Source organism: Cellulosimicrobium sp. NPDC055967 (genome assembly GCF_042269845.1).
Taxonomy (GTDB): Bacteria; Actinomycetota; Actinomycetes; order Actinomycetales; family Cellulomonadaceae; genus Cellulosimicrobium.
Map to the genome: position 1 here is coordinate 193053 of NZ_JBHJYJ010000003.1, position 15598 is coordinate 208650.

General features: G+C 73.4%; 17 protein-coding genes. 10 read left to right on the forward strand and 7 right to left on the reverse strand.

All coding sequences use genetic code 11. The features are described 5' to 3' along the window. Positions 1-17: 17 nt before the first annotated feature. Entirely contained in the window at positions 18-353 is a 336-nt protein-coding gene (locus ACFC2L_RS05685) for a helix-turn-helix transcriptional regulator (protein WP_047230949.1), read from the forward strand. Then, positions 350-1087 (forward strand): cation transporter, encoded by a 738-nt coding sequence (locus tag ACFC2L_RS05690; RefSeq protein ID WP_375823320.1) that lies wholly within the window; start codon positions 350-352, stop codon positions 1085-1087. Before ACFC2L_RS05685 ends, ACFC2L_RS05690 begins: the two co-directional genes overlap by 4 nt. Positions 1088-1302: 215 nt before the next feature. On the opposite strand, the gene ACFC2L_RS05695 is transcribed toward ACFC2L_RS05690, so the two are convergent. After that, complete coding sequence (locus tag ACFC2L_RS05695; RefSeq protein WP_375823321.1) at positions 1303-1701, reverse strand: nuclear transport factor 2 family protein; 399 nt, start codon at positions 1699-1701, stop codon at positions 1303-1305. A gap of 234 nt (positions 1702-1935) precedes the next feature. Here ACFC2L_RS05695 and ACFC2L_RS05700 point away from each other — a divergent pair, with 234 nt between their 5' ends. The 3 genes from ACFC2L_RS05700 to ACFC2L_RS05710 are packed head-to-tail and all read left to right on the forward strand — an operon-like array spanning position 1936 to position 4194. Further along, entirely contained in the window at positions 1936-2586 is a 651-nt protein-coding gene (locus tag ACFC2L_RS05700) for a dihydrofolate reductase family protein (protein ID WP_375823322.1), read from the forward strand. 46 nt (positions 2587-2632) lie between these two features. After that, the gene (locus ACFC2L_RS05705; protein WP_375823323.1) at positions 2633-2956 is read left to right on the forward strand and encodes a YciI family protein; all 324 of its coding nucleotides are present in this window, start codon (positions 2633-2635) and stop codon (positions 2954-2956) included. Beyond that, positions 2953-4194 (forward strand): RNA polymerase sigma factor, encoded by a 1242-nt coding sequence (locus ACFC2L_RS05710; RefSeq protein ID WP_375823324.1) that lies wholly within the window; start codon positions 2953-2955, stop codon positions 4192-4194. Before ACFC2L_RS05705 ends, ACFC2L_RS05710 begins: the two co-directional genes overlap by 4 nt. Before the next feature lie 23 nt (positions 4195-4217). Here the strand turns inward: ACFC2L_RS05710 and ACFC2L_RS05715 are convergent, their stop codons facing one another. After that, positions 4218-4763 (reverse strand): GNAT family N-acetyltransferase, encoded by a 546-nt coding sequence (locus ACFC2L_RS05715; RefSeq protein WP_375823325.1) that lies wholly within the window; start codon positions 4761-4763, stop codon positions 4218-4220. Between ACFC2L_RS05715 and ACFC2L_RS05720 the strand changes: the two genes are divergently transcribed. Next, positions 4762-5682 carry a LysR family transcriptional regulator gene (locus ACFC2L_RS05720; RefSeq protein ID WP_375823326.1) on the forward strand — a complete coding sequence of 307 codons (921 nt, stop codon included), beginning with the start codon at positions 4762-4764 and terminating at the stop codon, positions 5680-5682. The genes ACFC2L_RS05715 and ACFC2L_RS05720 overlap by 2 nt on opposite strands. 49 nt (positions 5683-5731) lie before the next feature. Here the strand turns inward: ACFC2L_RS05720 and ACFC2L_RS05725 are convergent, their stop codons facing one another. Beyond that, entirely contained in the window at positions 5732-5974 is a 243-nt protein-coding gene (locus ACFC2L_RS05725; protein WP_375823327.1) for a hypothetical protein, read from the reverse strand. 270 nt (positions 5975-6244) lie between these two features. Here ACFC2L_RS05725 and ACFC2L_RS05730 point away from each other — a divergent pair, with 270 nt between their 5' ends. Next, positions 6245-9646: a CARDB domain-containing protein gene (locus ACFC2L_RS05730; protein WP_375823328.1), complete on the forward strand. Its 3402-nt coding sequence runs from the start codon at positions 6245-6247 to the stop codon at positions 9644-9646. Positions 9647-9751: 105 nt separating this feature from the next. Here the strand turns inward: ACFC2L_RS05730 and ACFC2L_RS05735 are convergent, their stop codons facing one another. Next, positions 9752-11002, reverse strand: a complete 1251-nt coding sequence (locus tag ACFC2L_RS05735) for a CynX/NimT family MFS transporter (RefSeq protein WP_375823329.1) — start codon at positions 11000-11002, stop codon at positions 9752-9754. Between the two features lie 42 nt (positions 11003-11044). Between ACFC2L_RS05735 and ACFC2L_RS05740 the strand changes: the two genes are divergently transcribed. Further along, positions 11045-11725 carry a FadR/GntR family transcriptional regulator gene (locus ACFC2L_RS05740; RefSeq protein ID WP_375823330.1) on the forward strand — a complete coding sequence of 227 codons (681 nt, stop codon included), beginning with the start codon at positions 11045-11047 and terminating at the stop codon, positions 11723-11725. 25 nt (positions 11726-11750) lie between these two features. Here the strand turns inward: ACFC2L_RS05740 and ACFC2L_RS05745 are convergent, their stop codons facing one another. After that, positions 11751-12188 (reverse strand): VOC family protein, encoded by a 438-nt coding sequence (locus ACFC2L_RS05745; protein WP_375823331.1) that lies wholly within the window; start codon positions 12186-12188, stop codon positions 11751-11753. A 9-nt stretch (positions 12189-12197) separates the two neighbouring features. After that, a complete protein-coding gene (locus tag ACFC2L_RS05750) occupies positions 12198-13496 on the reverse strand; it encodes an MFS transporter (RefSeq protein WP_375823332.1) in 1299 nt (432 codons plus the stop codon). A gap of 166 nt (positions 13497-13662) precedes the next feature. On the opposite strand from ACFC2L_RS05750, the gene ACFC2L_RS05755 reads away from it, so the two are divergent. Further along, positions 13663-14310 (forward strand): uridine kinase, encoded by a 648-nt coding sequence (locus tag ACFC2L_RS05755; RefSeq protein ID WP_375823333.1) that lies wholly within the window; start codon positions 13663-13665, stop codon positions 14308-14310. 23 nt (positions 14311-14333) lie between these two features. Here ACFC2L_RS05755 and ACFC2L_RS05760 read toward each other — a convergent pair whose 3' ends face one another. Further along, entirely contained in the window at positions 14334-14816 is a 483-nt protein-coding gene (locus tag ACFC2L_RS05760; protein WP_375823334.1) for a glutathione peroxidase, read from the reverse strand. A 134-nt stretch (positions 14817-14950) separates the two neighbouring features. Between ACFC2L_RS05760 and ACFC2L_RS05765 the strand changes: the two genes are divergently transcribed. Further along, the gene (locus tag ACFC2L_RS05765) at positions 14951-15517 is read left to right on the forward strand and encodes a DUF6993 domain-containing protein (RefSeq protein WP_375823335.1); all 567 of its coding nucleotides are present in this window, start codon (positions 14951-14953) and stop codon (positions 15515-15517) included. The last annotated feature ends 81 nt before the right edge of the window (positions 15518-15598 follow it).

Here is a 15598-nt window from a genome sequence, read left to right on the forward strand (position 1 = left end):
CATGTACTGTCGCGCTCATGGTCGAGACGGTCACGCTCACCCACACCGCGGCGCTCGCGCGGCTGGGGCACGCCCTGTCGGACGAGACGCGCACGCGCGTCCTGCTCGCGCTGCGGGAGGCTCCGGCCTACCCGTCCGACCTCGCCGACGCGCTCGGCGTCTCACGCCAGGTCATGTCGAACCAGCTCGCCTGCCTGCGTGGGTGCGGTCTGGTCGAGGCGATCCCGGACGGCCGTCGCACCTGGTACCGCCTGGCCGACCCCCACCTGGCGCCGGCCCTCGACGACCTGCTGCGGCTCGTCGTCCAGGTCGACCCCACGTGCTGCGGCCCCGACGGGTGCACGTGCTCATGACCTCCGTCTCGATCGGCCGCACGCCGCCCGGTCCCGGCGCCCCGACCGCCGCGCGTCGTGCCGTGCTCGAGCGCCGTGTGCGGTGGGTCGTCGCGGCGACGATCTCGTGGAACGTCGTCGAGGCGGTCGTCGCGATCACCGCCGGCCGCGTCGCGTCCTCGGCCGCGCTCGTCGGGTTCGGGCTCGACTCGCTCGTCGAGGTGCTGTCCGCCGCCGCGGTCGCGTGGCAGTTCGCCGCGCCCGACCCGCACCGGCGCGAGCGGTCCGCGCTGCGCGTCATCGCCGTCTCGTTCTTCGGCCTCGCCGTCTTCGTCTCCGTGGACGCCGTCCGGTCGCTCCTCGGCGCGGCGGAGCCCGCGCACTCCGTCGTGGGCATCTGGCTCGCCGCGGTGAGCCTCGCCGTCATGCCGTTCCTGTCCTGGTTCGAGCGCCGCACGGGCCGCGAGCTCGGGTCGGCGTCCGCCGTCGCGGACTCGAAGCAGACGCTCCTGTGCACGTACCTGTCCGCGGTGCTGCTCGTCGGGCTCGTCCTCAACGCGACGCTCGGGTGGTCCTGGGCCGACCCGCTCGCCGCGCTCGTCATCGCGGCCGTCGCGGTGAAGGAGGGTGTCGAGGCCTGGCGCGGGGACGCGTGCTGCGCCCCCGTCTCGGCGCTCGTCGGCGAGGGCGAGGCAGACACCTGCGCCGACGGGTGCTGCGCACCCCAGGATGACGGGCCGACGTCGCACCCCTGAGCGTTCGTGCCCGTGCCGCGGGGCCCCACGATCACGACGTGAACGCCTCGGGAGCACCGGCGCGCCGCCGCGTGCCGCTGTGGCTCGTCGCGGCGGGGGTCGCCGTCGTCGCGCTCGCCTCGCTCGGCCATGACCGGCCGGCGGAACGACGCGCTCGACGAAGCACAGAGGCGCCGCGGCCGTGGCCGGTCCGCAGGCCCCGGGGCCCGGGAGACTCACGTCTCCAGGGCGGCGACGACCGGAGCGGTCTTCGAGTAGCCGGCGGCCTCGACGATCTTGCCGTCGACGACTCGCATGACGTTGACGCCGCGCACCGACTCGTCGGTGCCGGTGCCCCACACGTAGCGCCACCGGACGATCGCCCACTCGTCACCGGTGTGGACGTCCTCGACCACGAAATGGCTGCTCGTGTCGTCGATGAGCGCCTTCCACGAGCTGAACGACGCGTCATAGCCCTCGTCGCGGGTACCGTCCGGCGCTGGCTGGACGCTCTCCATGACGCAGTCAGGGTCGATGATGTCCACGAGGAGCGTGGCGTCCCGTTCTTGGAACGCTCGGTTGAAGCGGTCGATGACCTCGCTGGTCGTCAGTCTCGCGTCGACGGGCTTCGTCATGATGGCCTTCCTTCTCTGGGAGATTCTGGGCACGCTCGTGGCCCCCTTGTGCGTGGCTGTCGGCCGACCGAGGTCACGCCCGGTGAGACCGGACCGCCGCCGCGTTGTCATCGGTCTCGGCACGGACGCTCGTCGGAGATCTCTGCCGGGACCTGTCGGATCCGGGCCGTGGCGTTCGTCGAAGTGGTGAGGCTGCCCACTACCGGAGGCGGCGCCAGGCGAAGGGCCACGGGCATGAAGTTGACGACGACGACGCAGATCACGCTCGACGGTGTGATGCAGGGGAACGGTCACACGACCGAGGACGACCGCAGGAGCGGGTTCGACCGGGGCGGGTGGGCCCGGGGGAAGGGCGACGACGAGACCCGCAGGTTCATCAACGAGACCTACCAGCGCGCCGACGCGTTCCTGCTCGGTCGCCGGACCTACGAGGTGTTCGCCGACTCGTGGGGAACCCTGGGGGAGCACGACGTCCCCGGGTGGGAGCCCGTGAGCCGCGCGCTCCACGGACGACGCAAGTACGTGGCGTCGAGGACGCTCACCGAGGCGACGTGGTCGAACGTCACCGTCCTGTCCGGCGACGTCGTGGACGCCGTCCGTGGGCTGAGGGCCACACCGGGAGGCGAGCTGCAGGTGCACGGCAGCGGCGTGCTCACGCGCTGCCTGCTGGAGAACGACCTGGTCGACGAGATGACGCTGATCACCGTCCCGGTAGTCCTCGGTCAGGGGAGGAGGCTGTTCCCGGACGTCGGGCCGGAGACGTCGCTGGACCTGGTCTGGTCGCGCACGGACACCAAGGGCGTGACGACCCAGGTCTTCCGGCCGGCCGGCCGCCCGCAGCACGTCGTGACCGACGCGCGCGGTCGCGTCGTGCGGAACGGCTGAGCGGCATGCCGCAGAATCTGCAGGACACACACGAGGGAGCGTGCGCATGCGGTACCTGATCTCCGTGATCGACGACTCGACCGAGCCCGGTGCTGCCGACCGGCGGCCCGAGATCAGCGCGTTCAACGAGCGGCTGATGGCCGAGGGGTACTGGGTGTTCGCCGGGGGACTCGCTGAGACCGCCGCGGCCACGGTCGTCGACAACCGGGGCGAGCGGGCGGTCGTCACGGACGGCCCCTACGTGGAGTCGAAGGAGTACCTCGCGGGCGTCTGGGTGTGGGAGGCGCCCGACCTGGACGTGGCGCTACGGCTCGCCGCCGAGGCGTCGAAGATCTGCGACCGAAAGGTCGAAGTGCGGCCGTTCGCGTGACCGGCCTCGACGTCGACGCAGCGATCGTCCGTGCCTACCGAGAGGAATGGGCCCGGGTGGTCGCCTCCCTGACCCGACGGTTCGGCGATCTCGACATCGCGGAAGAGGCCGCCGCGGACGCGTTCGCGACCGCCGTCACGAGCTGGCCGTCGGGAGGCGTGCCTCCTCGCCCCGGGGCCTGGCTCACGACCACCGCGAACCGCAGGGCCGTCGACCGCATCCGCCGCGAGAACAAGCGCGAGGGCAAGCACAGGGAGGCGTTGATGCTGGTCGGCGACGCTCCGCCCGAGCCTCTCGGGGTGATCGACGACGACCGGCTCCGGCTGATCTTCACCTGCTGCCACCCGGCCCTGGCGATGGAGACCCGGGTGGCGCTCACGTTGCGGATGGTCGGCGGTCTGACCATGCCCGAGATCGCCCGCGCCTTCCTCGTCCCGGAGCCCACGATGGGCCGGCGGATCACCCGGGCGAAGGCCAAGATCACGGCTGCGCGGATCCCCTGGCGCGTGCCGGCTGCCGAGGACCTACCCGTCCGCGTCGCCGGCGTTCTCGCCGTCCTCTACCTCATCTTCAACGAGGGCTACCTGGCGACCGGGCCGCATGCTGATCCCGTGCGTCAGGATCTGACCGACGAGGCGATCCGGCTCGCACGCCTGATCCGCACCCTCCTGCCCGAGGACGGCGAGGTGACCGGGCTGCTGGCGTTGATGCTCCTCACCGACGCTCGCCGCCCGGCACGGGTCTCGGCCGACGGGGTGCTGATCTCTCTCGGTGAGCAGGATCGCAGGACGTGGGACGCGGCCCTGATCGCCGAGGGCCACGAGCTGGTGCGTGAGCGTCTCGCCGCCGCCCGCGGCGGGACCCGCCCGGGGCGCTACCAGATCCTCGCCGCGATCAGCGCCGTCCACACCGACGCCCGAGACGCCCGCGACACCGACTGGTCACAGATCCTCGCCCTCTACGACCAGCTGGGTCGGCTCGACCCCTCACCGATCGTCGCCCTCAACCGGGCTGTCGCGGTCGCCGAGCTCGACGGCCCCGACGTGGCACTGGCAGCCGTCGAACGGCTTCACGACGAGCTCGCCGACTATCACGCCTACCACGCCACACGTGCCGACCTGCTTCGTCGGCTCGGCGACGGTCGACGGTCTCGCGAGGCGTACGACAGGGCCGTCGACCTCGCCGGCAACGCCGCAGAGTCGGCAGCCCTCGCCCGTCGCCGCGACGGGCTGGGGTAGCGACGTCCGGTCCGCTGCTCACGTCACAGGCGGTCGAACGGGGCGGCGTAGGTGAACCGGCCCGCGTACTCGTCGCGCCAGGCGCTCAGGGTGCGTGCCTGGAAGTAGTCGCCCCACGCCGGCTCGGGAGCCTCGATCCCCAGGGCGCTCGCGGGCACGAACCCGAACCGGGAGTAGAGGGCCGGCTCCCCGAGCAGCACCACGACGGGCTCGCCCGGCGCGTCCGCCGCACCGAGGATCGTGTGCATCAGCGCGGAAGCGACCCCGCGCTGCTGGTGGTCGCGACGGACGCTGAGGGGCCCGAGCCCGAGCGCAGGCCGGTCCGCGAGCCGCCCACGGGTGGCGACCACGTGTCCGACCACCTGCGGATCGGGGCGCCCGGTCTCGGCGACCAGCGACAGCTCCGGGACCCACCCGCCGTCCTCGCGCAGCCACCCGACCAGGGTGGCCTCGCCGGGCGCGCCGTCCGGCTCGACGGACGGGGCGGCGTGCTCGACCGCGGAGAAGGCGTCCGCGGTGACCGCCCGGATCGCCGGGACGTCGGACGGTCGCTCGCGTCTGATCAGCATGCCGACACTCTCGACGCGTGCGGACCCGGGGGGCAACGTCCGCAGGCTCCGGCTGCTCCGTGAGCTCTCGCACCGGGGGACCATCGCCGCCGTGGCCGAGGCGCTCGCCTACACTCCCTCGGCCGTGTCGCAGCAGCTCTCCGCGCTCGAGCGCGACGCCGGGGTGCCCCTCCTGGAGCGGTCGGGCCGCCGGGTGCGGCTCACCGCGGCCGCGGTGACGCTCGTCGGGCACACGGAGAGGATCCTCGAGGTCCTGCGTGAGGCCGAGGCCGACCTCGCCTCGGCCGCCACGACGCTCCGCGGGACGCTGCGCATCGGCGTCTTCCCGACGGCCGTGCCGACCCTGCTCACGCCCGCCGTCGTGCGCCTGAGCTCCGACCACCCGGGGCTGCGGCTCCTGGTCTCCGAGCTCGACCCCGCCACGGTGCCCGCCGCGCTGCGCGGCGACGCGGTCGACGTCGCGCTGGTCCAGGAGTACGACCACGTCCCGCTCACGGTCGGGCCCGGCGTCGAGACGGAGCCGCTGCTGGAGGAGACGGTCCACCTGGCCGCCCTGGACGCCGGGCCGCTCGCCGAGCGTCGCGCCGCGCCCTGGATCGCCGGCACGCCCGGGACCCTGTGCCACACGCTGACCGTCAGGGCCTGCGAGGCCGCGGGCTACGCTCCGGCGATCCGTCACCACGCGGACGACTTCGGCGCGGTCCTCGCGCTGGTCGCGGCCGGGCAGGGGGTCGCCCTCGTGCCGGACCTCGCGGCCGGGAGCCCTCCCGCCGGCGTGGTGCTCACGCCGCTCGCCATCCGTCGTCGGACCTCGCTGGCCTACCGTCGCGGTTCCCGGACGCACCCGGAGGTCGCCGCCGCACGCGCGGCGCTGCACGCGGCCGTGGCGGCCGCCGGACTCACGCGCACCACCGGGTAGCAGCACGGGGATCGACGGCGCCGGTGCGCACGGCCGCGCCGGGGTGCCGTCAGGTCTCGGGGTCGTCCTGGAACACGCGCACCTCCTGTCGGCACCGGCAGGCGACGGCGATCTTCGCGGCCCACCGGAGCGCCTCGTCGCGCGTGGGCAGCTCCAGCACGGTGTAGCCGCCCTCGATCCGCGCGGTCTGCGGGTACGTGGGTTCCCGGTCCAGTCCATCGTCACGCCGGGAACTCGCTCCGCGCCCACCCTTGACGCCCCGGATGTCCGTCTCGTAACGTCCGTACTGCACGACGCAAGAAGTTGACAGAAGTTCAGCACAAAGCAGTGCACACGCTGCAACTCTCGAATGCCGCCACGGGTCCGACCGGTGACCATCCCTGACGGGTCGTTCGTGGCACCCGGCTGACCGGATCCGACCTCGGGCCCGGTCCCGACCCTGAACCAGCCCTGACCCGACCCACCCGTGACGGTGGCGCGGCGCCGGCACGGTCGCGCCCGCCGTCGGGCACCGTTGCCCGCGGGTGGACGAGCCCGCCCCGGCGGGAGAACGAGGACGTTCATGAGAACCCCCTGGAAGCACACGGTCGTGGCAGGCGCCGCGGTGGCGCTCGTCGCGCCGCTCGGCGTCGTCGCCGTGGCGCACGCCGCGGACGCCACCAACCTGGCGCTCGGCAAGCCGATCGCCGCGTCGTCGGTGACGGAGACGTACGTCGCGGGCAACGCGAACGACGGGAACGCGAGCTCCTACTGGGAGGGCGCGGGCGACCAGTACCCGTCGCACCTCACCGTCGACCTCGGGGCGGAGGCCGAGGTGGACCGCGTCGTCGTCACCCTGCCCCCGCCCTCCGTGTGGTCGTCGCGCACCCAGGCGTTCAGCGTGCTCGGCCGCTCCGACGGCGAGACGGCGTTCCGCACGCTCAAGGCGTCGGCGGCGTACGGGTTCGACCCGGCGAGCGGCAACACGGTCGAGATCCCGCTCGACGCCGAGGTCGACGAGGTGCGCCTCGCCTTCACTGCCAACACCGGCGCGGGCAATGGCCAGGTGTCCGAGCTCCAGGTGTGGGGCACACCCACGGGCGGCACCGACCCGACGAACCCGACCGACCCGACGGACCCGACGGACCCGACCGGCACCAACTACGCGAAGAGCCGCCCCGCGACGGCCTCGTCGACGGAGTGGCAGTTCGTCGCGGCGAACGCGGTCGACGGGAGCGCGACCACGTACTGGGAGGGCGCGGGCGGGCAGTACCCGTCGACGCTCGACGTCGCGCTCGCCGCGCCCACGCAGCTCAGCAGCGTGCGCGTCCGGCTCAACCCCGACGCCGCGTGGGGCCCGCGCACGCAGACGTTCTCCGTGTGGGGGCGCACCGGCACGGGCGCCTGGCAGGAGCTCAAGGCGTCCGCCGGCTACGCGTTCGCGCCGGGCAGCGGCAACCTCGTCGACGTCCCCGTGACCGGGACGGCGACCGACGTGCGCCTGCGCTTCACCGGCAACACGGGCGCGGGCAACGGTCAGGTCGCGGAGCTCGAGGTCTACGGCGCCCCGGCGCCGAACCCCAACCTGACCGTCACCGCGGTGACCGCGTCCCCGGCGTCGCCCACGGCGACGACCCCCGTGACGCTCACGGCGACGGTGAAGAACACGGGCGATCGCGCGTCGTCGGCCACCACGCTCGACGGGAGGCTCGGCGGGTCGACCGCGGGCTCCGCCGCCGTCGCCGCGCTCCAGCCCGGCGCGAGCGCGCAGGTCCAGGTCGCTGCGGGCACGCGGCCCGCGGGCGAGTACACGGTCGGCGCCGTCGTCGACCCGGCGAACACCGTCGTCGAGCAGGACGAGACGGACAACGCGTTCACGGCACCGGCGAAGCTCGTCGTGGGCGAGGCGCCCGGACCGGACCTCGAGGTCGTCTCGGTGTCCTCGAACCCGGCCAACCCGTCCGTCGGCTCGGTCGTGACGTTCTCGGTCCAGGTGCGCAACCGCGGCAACCAGCCGGTCGCGGCCGGGTCCGTGACGCGCGTCGTCGCCGGGTCCACCACGCTGAACGGCACGACGCCCGCCGTCCCCGCGGGCGCGACCGTCACCGTCACGCCGAGCGGCTCGTGGACCGCGACGAACGGTGGGGTCACCGTGACCGCGACGGCCGACGCCACGGGCGTGGTCGCCGAGACGAACGAGGACAACAACACCGGCACGCTCGCCGTGACCGTCGGGCGCGGCGCCGCCGTCCCGTACACGACGTACGAGGCCGAGGACGGTCAGTACACCGGCACGCTGCTCCAGACCGACGCGCTGCGCACGTTCGGCCACACGAACTTCGCGACCGAGTCGTCGGGCCGCGAGTCCGTGCGCCTGACCAGCACGGGCCAGTACGTCCAGTTCACCTCCACCAACGCGACGAACTCGATCGTCGTGCGGAACTCGATCCCCGACGCCCCCGGTGGCGGAGGCCAGGAGAAGACGATCAGCCTCTACGCGGACGGCCAGTTCGTGCAGAAGCTGACGCTCTCGTCGAAGCACGCCTGGCTCTACGGCACGACCGACCAGCCCGAGGGCCTGGTCAACACCCCGGGCGGGGACGCGCGCCGGCTCTTCGACGAGTCGCACGCGCTGCTCGGGCGGTCGTTCCCGGCCGGGACGGTGTTCCGGCTCCAGCGCGACGCGGGCGACGACGCGGCGTTCTACGTCATCGACCTCGTCGAGCTCGAGCAGGTCGCGCCGCCGCTGGCCAAGCCTGCGCAGTGCACGTCGATCACCGAGTACGGCGCGGTGCCGGACGACGGGCTCGAGGACACCGCCGCCATCCAGGCCGCCGTCACCGCGAACCAGAACGGGGAGATCGACTGCGTCTGGATCCCCGCGGGGCAGTGGCGCCAGGAGAAGAAGATCCTCACCGACGACCCGCTCGACCGCGGCATGCACAACCAGGTCGGCATCCGCGACGTGACGATCCGTGGTGCGGGCATGTGGCACTCGCAGCTCTACAGCCTCATCCCGCCGCACCTGGCCCCGGGCGTCATCAACCACCCGCACGAGGGCAACTTCGGGTTCGACATCGACGACAACACCCAGATCTCCGACATCGCGATCTTCGGCTCCGGGACGATCCGCGGCAACAACGCCCAGGAGGAGGGCGGCGTCGGCCTCAACGGCCGGTTCGGCAAGAACACGAAGATCACCAACGTGTGGATCGAGCACGCGAACGTCGGCGTCTGGGTCGGGCGCGACTACTCGAACATCCCGGAGCTGTGGAACCCGGGCGACGGGCTGGTCTTCTCCGGCATGCGGATCCGCAACACCTACGCGGACGGCATCAACTTCAGCAACGGGACGCGCAACTCGCTCGTCGTGAACTCGACGTTCCGCAACACCGGCGACGACGCGCTCGCCGTCTGGGCCAACCCGTACGTGAAGGACCGGGCCGTCGACATCGGCCACTCCAACACGTTCCGCAACAACACCGTCCAGCTCCCGTGGCGCGCCAACGGCATCGCGATCTACGGCGGCTACGACAACTCGATCGAGAACAACCTCGTCTACGACACCATGAACTACCCCGGCATCATGCTGGCGACCGACCACGACCCCCTGCCGTTCTCGGGGACGACGCTCATCGCCAACAACGGGCTCTACCGCACCGGCGGGGCGTTCTGGAACGAGGACCAGGAGTTCGGCGCGATCACGATCTTCCCGCAGACGCACGACATCGTCGGCGTCACCATCCGCGACACGGACATCGTCGACTCCACGTACGACGGCATCCAGTTCAAGAACGGTGGCGGGAACATGCCGGACGTGAAGATCATGAACGTCCGGATCGACCAGTCCAACAACGGCTCCGGCATCCTCGCGATGGGCGGCGCCCGCGGCAACGCGATCCTGTCGAACGTGACCGTCACGAACTCGCGTGACGGCGACGTCGCCAAGGAGCCCGGCTCGCAGTTCACGTTCACGGGCCAGTAAGGCCTCGCCGAACACGAGGTTGGTGTCGTTATCGGCCGGATAACGACACCAACCTCGTTCCCGGCGCGGGGGAAGGTCGTGGTCCCGGGGCCCGGGGCCCGGCGCTCAGCGCAGCGGCAGCTGGTCGGCGACCGGCTCCGGGGGCACCGTGTCCTCCACGAAGCGCGGGCGGCACGCGAACCAGCCGCCGACCACGCCGGGGACGGCGGTCGCGGCGAGCACCAGGAGCGGGACCGACCACGACCCGGTCGCCTCGCGCAGCAGGCCCAGGCCGATCGGGCCGAAGCACGCGAGTGCGTACCCGAGACCCTGGACGAAGCCCGACACGGCCGACGCGGTCTGCGGCGTCCGGGTCCGCCGGTTGATGAGGGTCATGCACAGCGGGAAGGTGCTCACCCCGATCCCCAGCGCGCACATCCAGAGCACGGTGCCGTCGAGCGGGGACAGGAGCAGGCCGAGGTACCCGGTCACGAGCACGACGGCGCACGCGACGACCACGACGAACGGGTTCGCCAGCCGCGTCGCGAGGTGCGGCACGACCAGCGCGGCGGCCATGCCCCAGGCGGAGTAGAGGGCGACCATGGTGCCGCCGAGCGCCGCGCTGCCGCCCGCGTCGGTGAGGACGGCCGGGACCCAGGTGATGATCCCGTAGTTCGACCACGAGATCGCCGCGAACAGGACGACGAGGCCCCACACGGTCGACGACCGGCCGATGCGCGGCCGCGCCCCGGGCGCGGTGGTCGCCGCGGGCGCGTGGTGGTCGGCGGGCATCCGGGTCGCCAGGACGAGCCAGACGACGGCGGCCAGCGCCGCGGGTCCGGCCCAGACCCCGACCGAGAACCGCCAGCTGGTCGCCTCGGCGACGGGGACGGCGAGGAGCGGGGCGACGAACTGCCCCGTCTGCATGAGGATCAGGTAGAGCGACGTCCACAGGGCGATCCGGTCCGGGAACCACGCCTTCACCAGGGGGACGATCACGACGTTCGCCGCGCCGATCCCGGCGAGGGCCAGCACGGTCGACGCCACCAGCCAGGTGGTCGACGGGGAGACGGCGCGCAGCACGAGCGACAGGGCCGTCAGCCCCAGCGCGACCGTGGCGGTGCGCTCGAGCCCGAACCGGCGCGTGACCACGGGGGCGAGGAACCCGAAGAGGCCGAACGACACCGCGGGCACGGTGCCGAGCAGCCCGGCCACGGCCACGCCGTAGCCGAGCTCGGCGCCGATGATCTCCAGGAGCGGGGTGAACCCCGTGACGGCCGTCCGGAGGTTGATCGCCGTCAGCGCGACGGCGATCCCGGCCCACAGGGTGAGGCGGACACGCCCGGCCGGGACGCGGGTGGGGGAGAGTGTGGCCATGTCAAGCTCCGCTGTGAGGTCGGCCGACGATAGGATCATGGGATGAATCCCGAGCAGTCTGACACGCGCGAGCCGCTGCGTCGAGTAGGACTCATCGACCAGGCGGCGGCACGGTTCCGCGACGAGGTGGTCTCCGGGCGCTGGCCGGTCGGCGAACGCATCCCGACCGAGGCCGCCCTGGTGGCGGAGTTCGGCATCGGGCGGAACACGGTCCGCGAGGCGCTCCAGTCGCTGGTGCACGCGGGCCTGCTGCGCCGCGAGCAGGGGCGTGGCACCTTCGTCATCTCCCGCTCCGAGCTGACCGGCACCCTCGAGCGTCAGCTCGCCGGAGGCACCCGCCGCCACTACCTCGAGCTGCGCCTCGCCCTGGACAGCACCGCGGCCTCGCTCGCCGCCGCGAGCCGCACGGACGCCGACGTCGTGCTGCTGCGCGAGCTGCGCGACCGCCGGGAGGCGGCGTGGTCGACCGACGACCCCGACGCACGCGCGAGCGCCGACCTCGACCTGCACCGCGCGATCGTGGAGGCGACGCACAACCCCCTGTACGTGACGCTCTACTCGAGCATGCTCGACGTGTTCGCCGTCCACATGCGCGACGAGGAGAACGAGGACGAGGACGCGGCGCACCGGCACCACCACGAGCTGGTCGAGGCGATCGTCGACGCGGACGCGGACGCTGCCGCCGGCGCGGTGGCTGCGATCATGGACCCGTTCCTGCGCTGAGCCGCGGCGCGGCAGCCGAGCCTGGTCAGTCCAGGTAGAACTCGTTGCCCTCGACGTCCTGCATGACGATGCACGACTCGTCATCCTCGTCCGCGACCATCACGCGCACGCACGTCGCGCCGAGAGCGACGAGCCGGTCCCGCTCGGCCTCGAGCGTGGCGAGGCGCTCGGCGCCCACGAGCCCGGTGCCGACGCGCACGTCGAGGTGCACGCGGTTCTTGACGACCTTGCCCTCCGGGACGCGCTGGAAGAACAGGCGCGGGCCGACACCGTCCGGGTCGCTGCACGCGAACCACGCGTCCCGCCGCTCGGGCGAGAGCGCGGCGTTCGCGTCGTCCCACGTCGCGAAGCCGTCCGGGGGCGACGGTGGGACGTAGCCCAGCACCTCGCACCAGAACCGGGCGACGCGTCCCGGCTGCGCGCAGTCGAAGGTGACCTGGACCTGCCTGACCGTCGTCGTCATCCCGCCAGCCTAGGCGTGCGGGCCCTCCCGGTCGGAGGGCACTTCCGCCCCGGCCGCGTCCGCCCTCGCCGCGTCCGCCCCCGCTGCATCCGCTACCGCCGTGCCCGTCACCGGCGCGTCCGTCACCACCGCCGTCGGCGCCGCAGGGAACGTGCGCCGCGCGACGAGGACCACGACGAGCGCGACGGCGACGATCCCCGCCCCGACGAACGGGACGACGTCGAGCCCGGACCCCGCGAGGACGAGCGCGCCGAGCGCGGCGCCCCCGCCGATGCCGACGTTCGACGACGCGTTGACGAGCGCTCCCGTGAGGTCGGGCGAGGCCCCGTGCGCGCGGACCGCCGCCGCCTGGAACACCGGCGCGACCGCGCCGAACCCCGCGCTCCACACGCCGATCGCGACGAGCACCCCGACGGTCCCGGGGAACGCGAGCCCGGTCGCGAGCATGCCCGCCAGGACCGCGACCAGCGTCACGACCGTCGTCCGGCGCGGCCTGTGGTCGAGGCGCGCGGCGGCGAACGCCGTCCCGACGAGCCCGAGCGCCCCGAGCACGAGGAGCGCGGGGCCGAGCGCCGACTCCTGCAGACCCGCGCCCAGGAGCAGGAGCGACACGAAGGTGTAGACCGTGTACTGGCCCAGGTACGTGAGGGAGTTGGTGGTCGTGGCCACCGCGAGCGCGGAGCGCCGGCTCGCGCTCGACGCGTCCGACGGCGGAGCGCCGCCGCCCGGCACGGGCGGCAGCAGGAACGCGATGAGCACGGTGGCCAGCGCGCACGCGCCCGCGAGGACGCCGAACGCGGGACGCCAGCCGATCGCGGTCCCGAGCGTCGTCGTCAGCGGCACGCCGAGCACGAACCCGACCGCCGCGCCGGCGGTGACGAGCGAGAGCGCACGGCCCGTGAGGTGCGGCAGCACGAGCCGGGTCGCGTACCCGATGCTCACCGAGAAGAAGACCGCGTGCGACGCGCCGCCCAGCGCCCGCGCCGCCGCGACGACGCCGAACGTCGGCGCGACGGCGACGAGCACGTTGCTCACGGTGTAGAGCACGAGCGTCGTCAGCAGCAGGCCCTTGCGCGGGAACCGGGCGGTGCCGAGGGTCAGCGGCACGGCGAGCGCCGCGACCATGACGGCGTACGCCGTGACGAGCAGCCCCGCGACGGACTCGGTGACGTCGAGGTCCGCGCTGAGGAGGGGCAGCAGCCCGACGGGCACGAGCTCGGTCGTGATGGCGACGAACGTCGCGAGGCCCAGGGCGACGATGCCGCCCGTGGCCTCGCGGACCGTGCCCGGCCGGAAGGGTGCGGTCATGCGTCCGTCTCGACCTGCAGGGTCGTGTGGGCGTTCTCCAGGCCCTCGACCATGAGCAGGGGGGCGGGGTCGTTGAGGGCGACGGTGCGCAGCATGCGTCCACCCTAGGAGCCCGACCTGCCGACGTCCCCGGAGACGCCGCCGCGCGATCTGGCATCCTGACGCCGTGCGCGTGGAACCGGTGACCGAGGACGTCCTCGTGGACCGGGTCGTGGACCTCGTCCTCGGGTTCCGGCGCGGCGACCGGGCGACGGTGCCCGACGGCGCGGTGCGGCTCCTCGTCGACGGCCACCCGTCGACGCACCCCGAGGCGCTCGCGGACCGGCTCGTCGCCCCGCTGCGCGCGGCGGGCCGACCCGTCGCGCGGGTCCGCGTGCAGGACTTCTGGCGTCCCGCGTCGCTGCGGCTCGAGCGCGGTCGCGCGGACCCGGACGCGCTGCTCGACGAGTGGGTCGACGTGGCGGGCCTCAACCGCGAGGTGCTCGACGCCGTCGGCCCGGGCGGGACGGGCCGCTACCTGCCGAGCCTGCGCGACCCGGCGACGAGCCGGTCCACGCGCGCGGCGCCCGTCGCCGCGGAGCCGGGGCTCGTCGTCGTGCTCGACGGCGCGCTGGCCCTCGGCCGCGGGCTCGCGGTGGACCTCTCCGTGCACCTCGCGCTGCGCGACGCGACCCTCGCGCGCCGCACCGCGCCCGCGGACGCGTGGACGCTCGACGCGTACGCGCGCTACGAGCGGGAGGTCCGGCCCGCGGAGGCGGCCGACGTCGTCGTGCGGGTCGACGACGCGCGGCACCCCGCCCTCGTCGTGCGCTGACGCCCACGCGAGGTGGCGAGCGCTCAGCGCGGCAGGTGCGCCTCGACGAGGTCGACGATCGCCGGGTCGTCGGGGAGGGTGCGGGGGCGGAAGCGGTGCACCTCGCCGCCGGGGAGGACCACGAACTTCTCGAAGTTCCACGTGACCCGGCCGGCCTTCCCCTCGGCGTCCGGCGCCTTCTTGAGCTCCTCGTAGAGCGGGTGCGCGTGCCGCCCGTTGACGCGCACGCGGTCGACCACGGGGAACGTCACGCCGTACGTCAGCGAGCAGAACTCCTGGATCGCCTCGTTGGTGCCGAGCTCCTGGAGGAACTGGTTGCTCGGGAACCCGATGACGGTGAACCCGCGGTCGCGGTACTTCTCGTGCATCGCCTCGAGCGTCGCGTACTGCGGCGCGAGGCCGCACCGCGACGCGACGTTCACGACGAGCACGACGTCGTCCGCGTGCTCGCGCAGGGTGCGCGTCGTCCCGTCCATGGCGTCGAACGGGATGTCGTACAGGCTCATGCGGGGCGCTCCAGAGGTCGGGCGGAGGTGGCTCGTCTCCCATCCTGCACCCGGCGGCGCCCGAGATGTGAAGATCTCGGGCCGAGGCCGCGCCCGCGGTCGCCGTCCACCACCCGGCCCGTCAGACTCGCGACATGACCACGCCCGACCTGGACGACTCTCGCACGGACGGCACGTCGCGCCTCGGGAGCGCCGTCGTCGGCGTGGTCGTGGGGCTCGTGATCTTCGCCTGCGTGGGCGTCGTGGGGTACTCCCTGTTCGTAGGGATCACCATGAAGCAGTGGGCCGGGTCGTACGACTCGTCCGAGCCCGAGGTCACCGCGACGGCCGAGGACACGACCGCCGTCGGGCAGGAGACCGGGCTCGACGCGTCCAACGAGGCGTACCGGCAGCGGGCGGGTACGCCCGAGGGTGACGCCGAGGCGGCGCTCGCGGTGCCCGCCGTCCAGGCCGCGCTCGACCCGGTCGCCGACGGGTCCGCCGTCGACGGCGCCGAGGTCTCGGCCGCGCTCGTCGCGGCGGGGTTCGACAACGTGCAGGTCGTGGACAGGAACGCCTTCGGCGACGTCGTCCCGGTCGTCGGCGTGGGGGTCGCGGTCCCCGGCGGCTGCGTGTTCGGGGCGGTCGCGCCCGACGCCGTGACGCTCGACTCCGGGGGGCCGATCGCCGACGGCGGGTGCCTGGAGGTGCCGTCGCACTGACGCCCTCGGAGGTGCCGCCGCGAGATCGGCCCGAGCGTCCGAGATCGGCCTTCGGTGGGTCAATCTCGCGACCTGCGGGTC

Bases quoted from the DNA above. Each gene is read 5' to 3' on its own strand.
- ACFC2L_RS05685 (WP_047230949.1), top strand. From the start codon at position 18: ATGGTCGAGACGGTCACGCTCACCCACACCGCGGCGCTCGCGCGGCTG.
- ACFC2L_RS05690 (WP_375823320.1), top strand. From the start codon at position 350: ATGACCTCCGTCTCGATCGGCCGCACGCCGCCCGGTCCCGGCGCCCCG.
- ACFC2L_RS05695 (WP_375823321.1), bottom strand. From the start codon at position 1,701: ATGACGAAGCCCGTCGACGCGAGACTGACGACCAGCGAGGTCATCGAC.
- ACFC2L_RS05700 (WP_375823322.1), top strand. From the start codon at position 1,936: ATGAAGTTGACGACGACGACGCAGATCACGCTCGACGGTGTGATGCAG.
- ACFC2L_RS05705 (WP_375823323.1), top strand. From the start codon at position 2,633: ATGCGGTACCTGATCTCCGTGATCGACGACTCGACCGAGCCCGGTGCT.
- ACFC2L_RS05720 (WP_375823326.1), top strand. From the start codon at position 4,762: ATGCCGACACTCTCGACGCGTGCGGACCCGGGGGGCAACGTCCGCAGG.
- ACFC2L_RS05715 (WP_375823325.1), bottom strand. From the start codon at position 4,763: ATGCTGATCAGACGCGAGCGACCGTCCGACGTCCCGGCGATCCGGGCG.
- ACFC2L_RS05730 (WP_375823328.1), top strand. From the start codon at position 6,245: ATGAGAACCCCCTGGAAGCACACGGTCGTGGCAGGCGCCGCGGTGGCG.
- ACFC2L_RS05735 (WP_375823329.1), bottom strand. From the start codon at position 11,002: ATGGCCACACTCTCCCCCACCCGCGTCCCGGCCGGGCGTGTCCGCCTC.
- ACFC2L_RS05740 (WP_375823330.1), top strand. From the start codon at position 11,045: ATGAATCCCGAGCAGTCTGACACGCGCGAGCCGCTGCGTCGAGTAGGA.
- ACFC2L_RS05745 (WP_375823331.1), bottom strand. From the start codon at position 12,188: ATGACGACGACGGTCAGGCAGGTCCAGGTCACCTTCGACTGCGCGCAG.
- ACFC2L_RS05750 (WP_375823332.1), bottom strand. From the start codon at position 13,496: ATGACCGCACCCTTCCGGCCGGGCACGGTCCGCGAGGCCACGGGCGGC.
- ACFC2L_RS05760 (WP_375823334.1), bottom strand. From the start codon at position 14,816: ATGAGCCTGTACGACATCCCGTTCGACGCCATGGACGGGACGACGCGC.
- ACFC2L_RS05765 (WP_375823335.1), top strand. From the start codon at position 14,951: ATGACCACGCCCGACCTGGACGACTCTCGCACGGACGGCACGTCGCGC.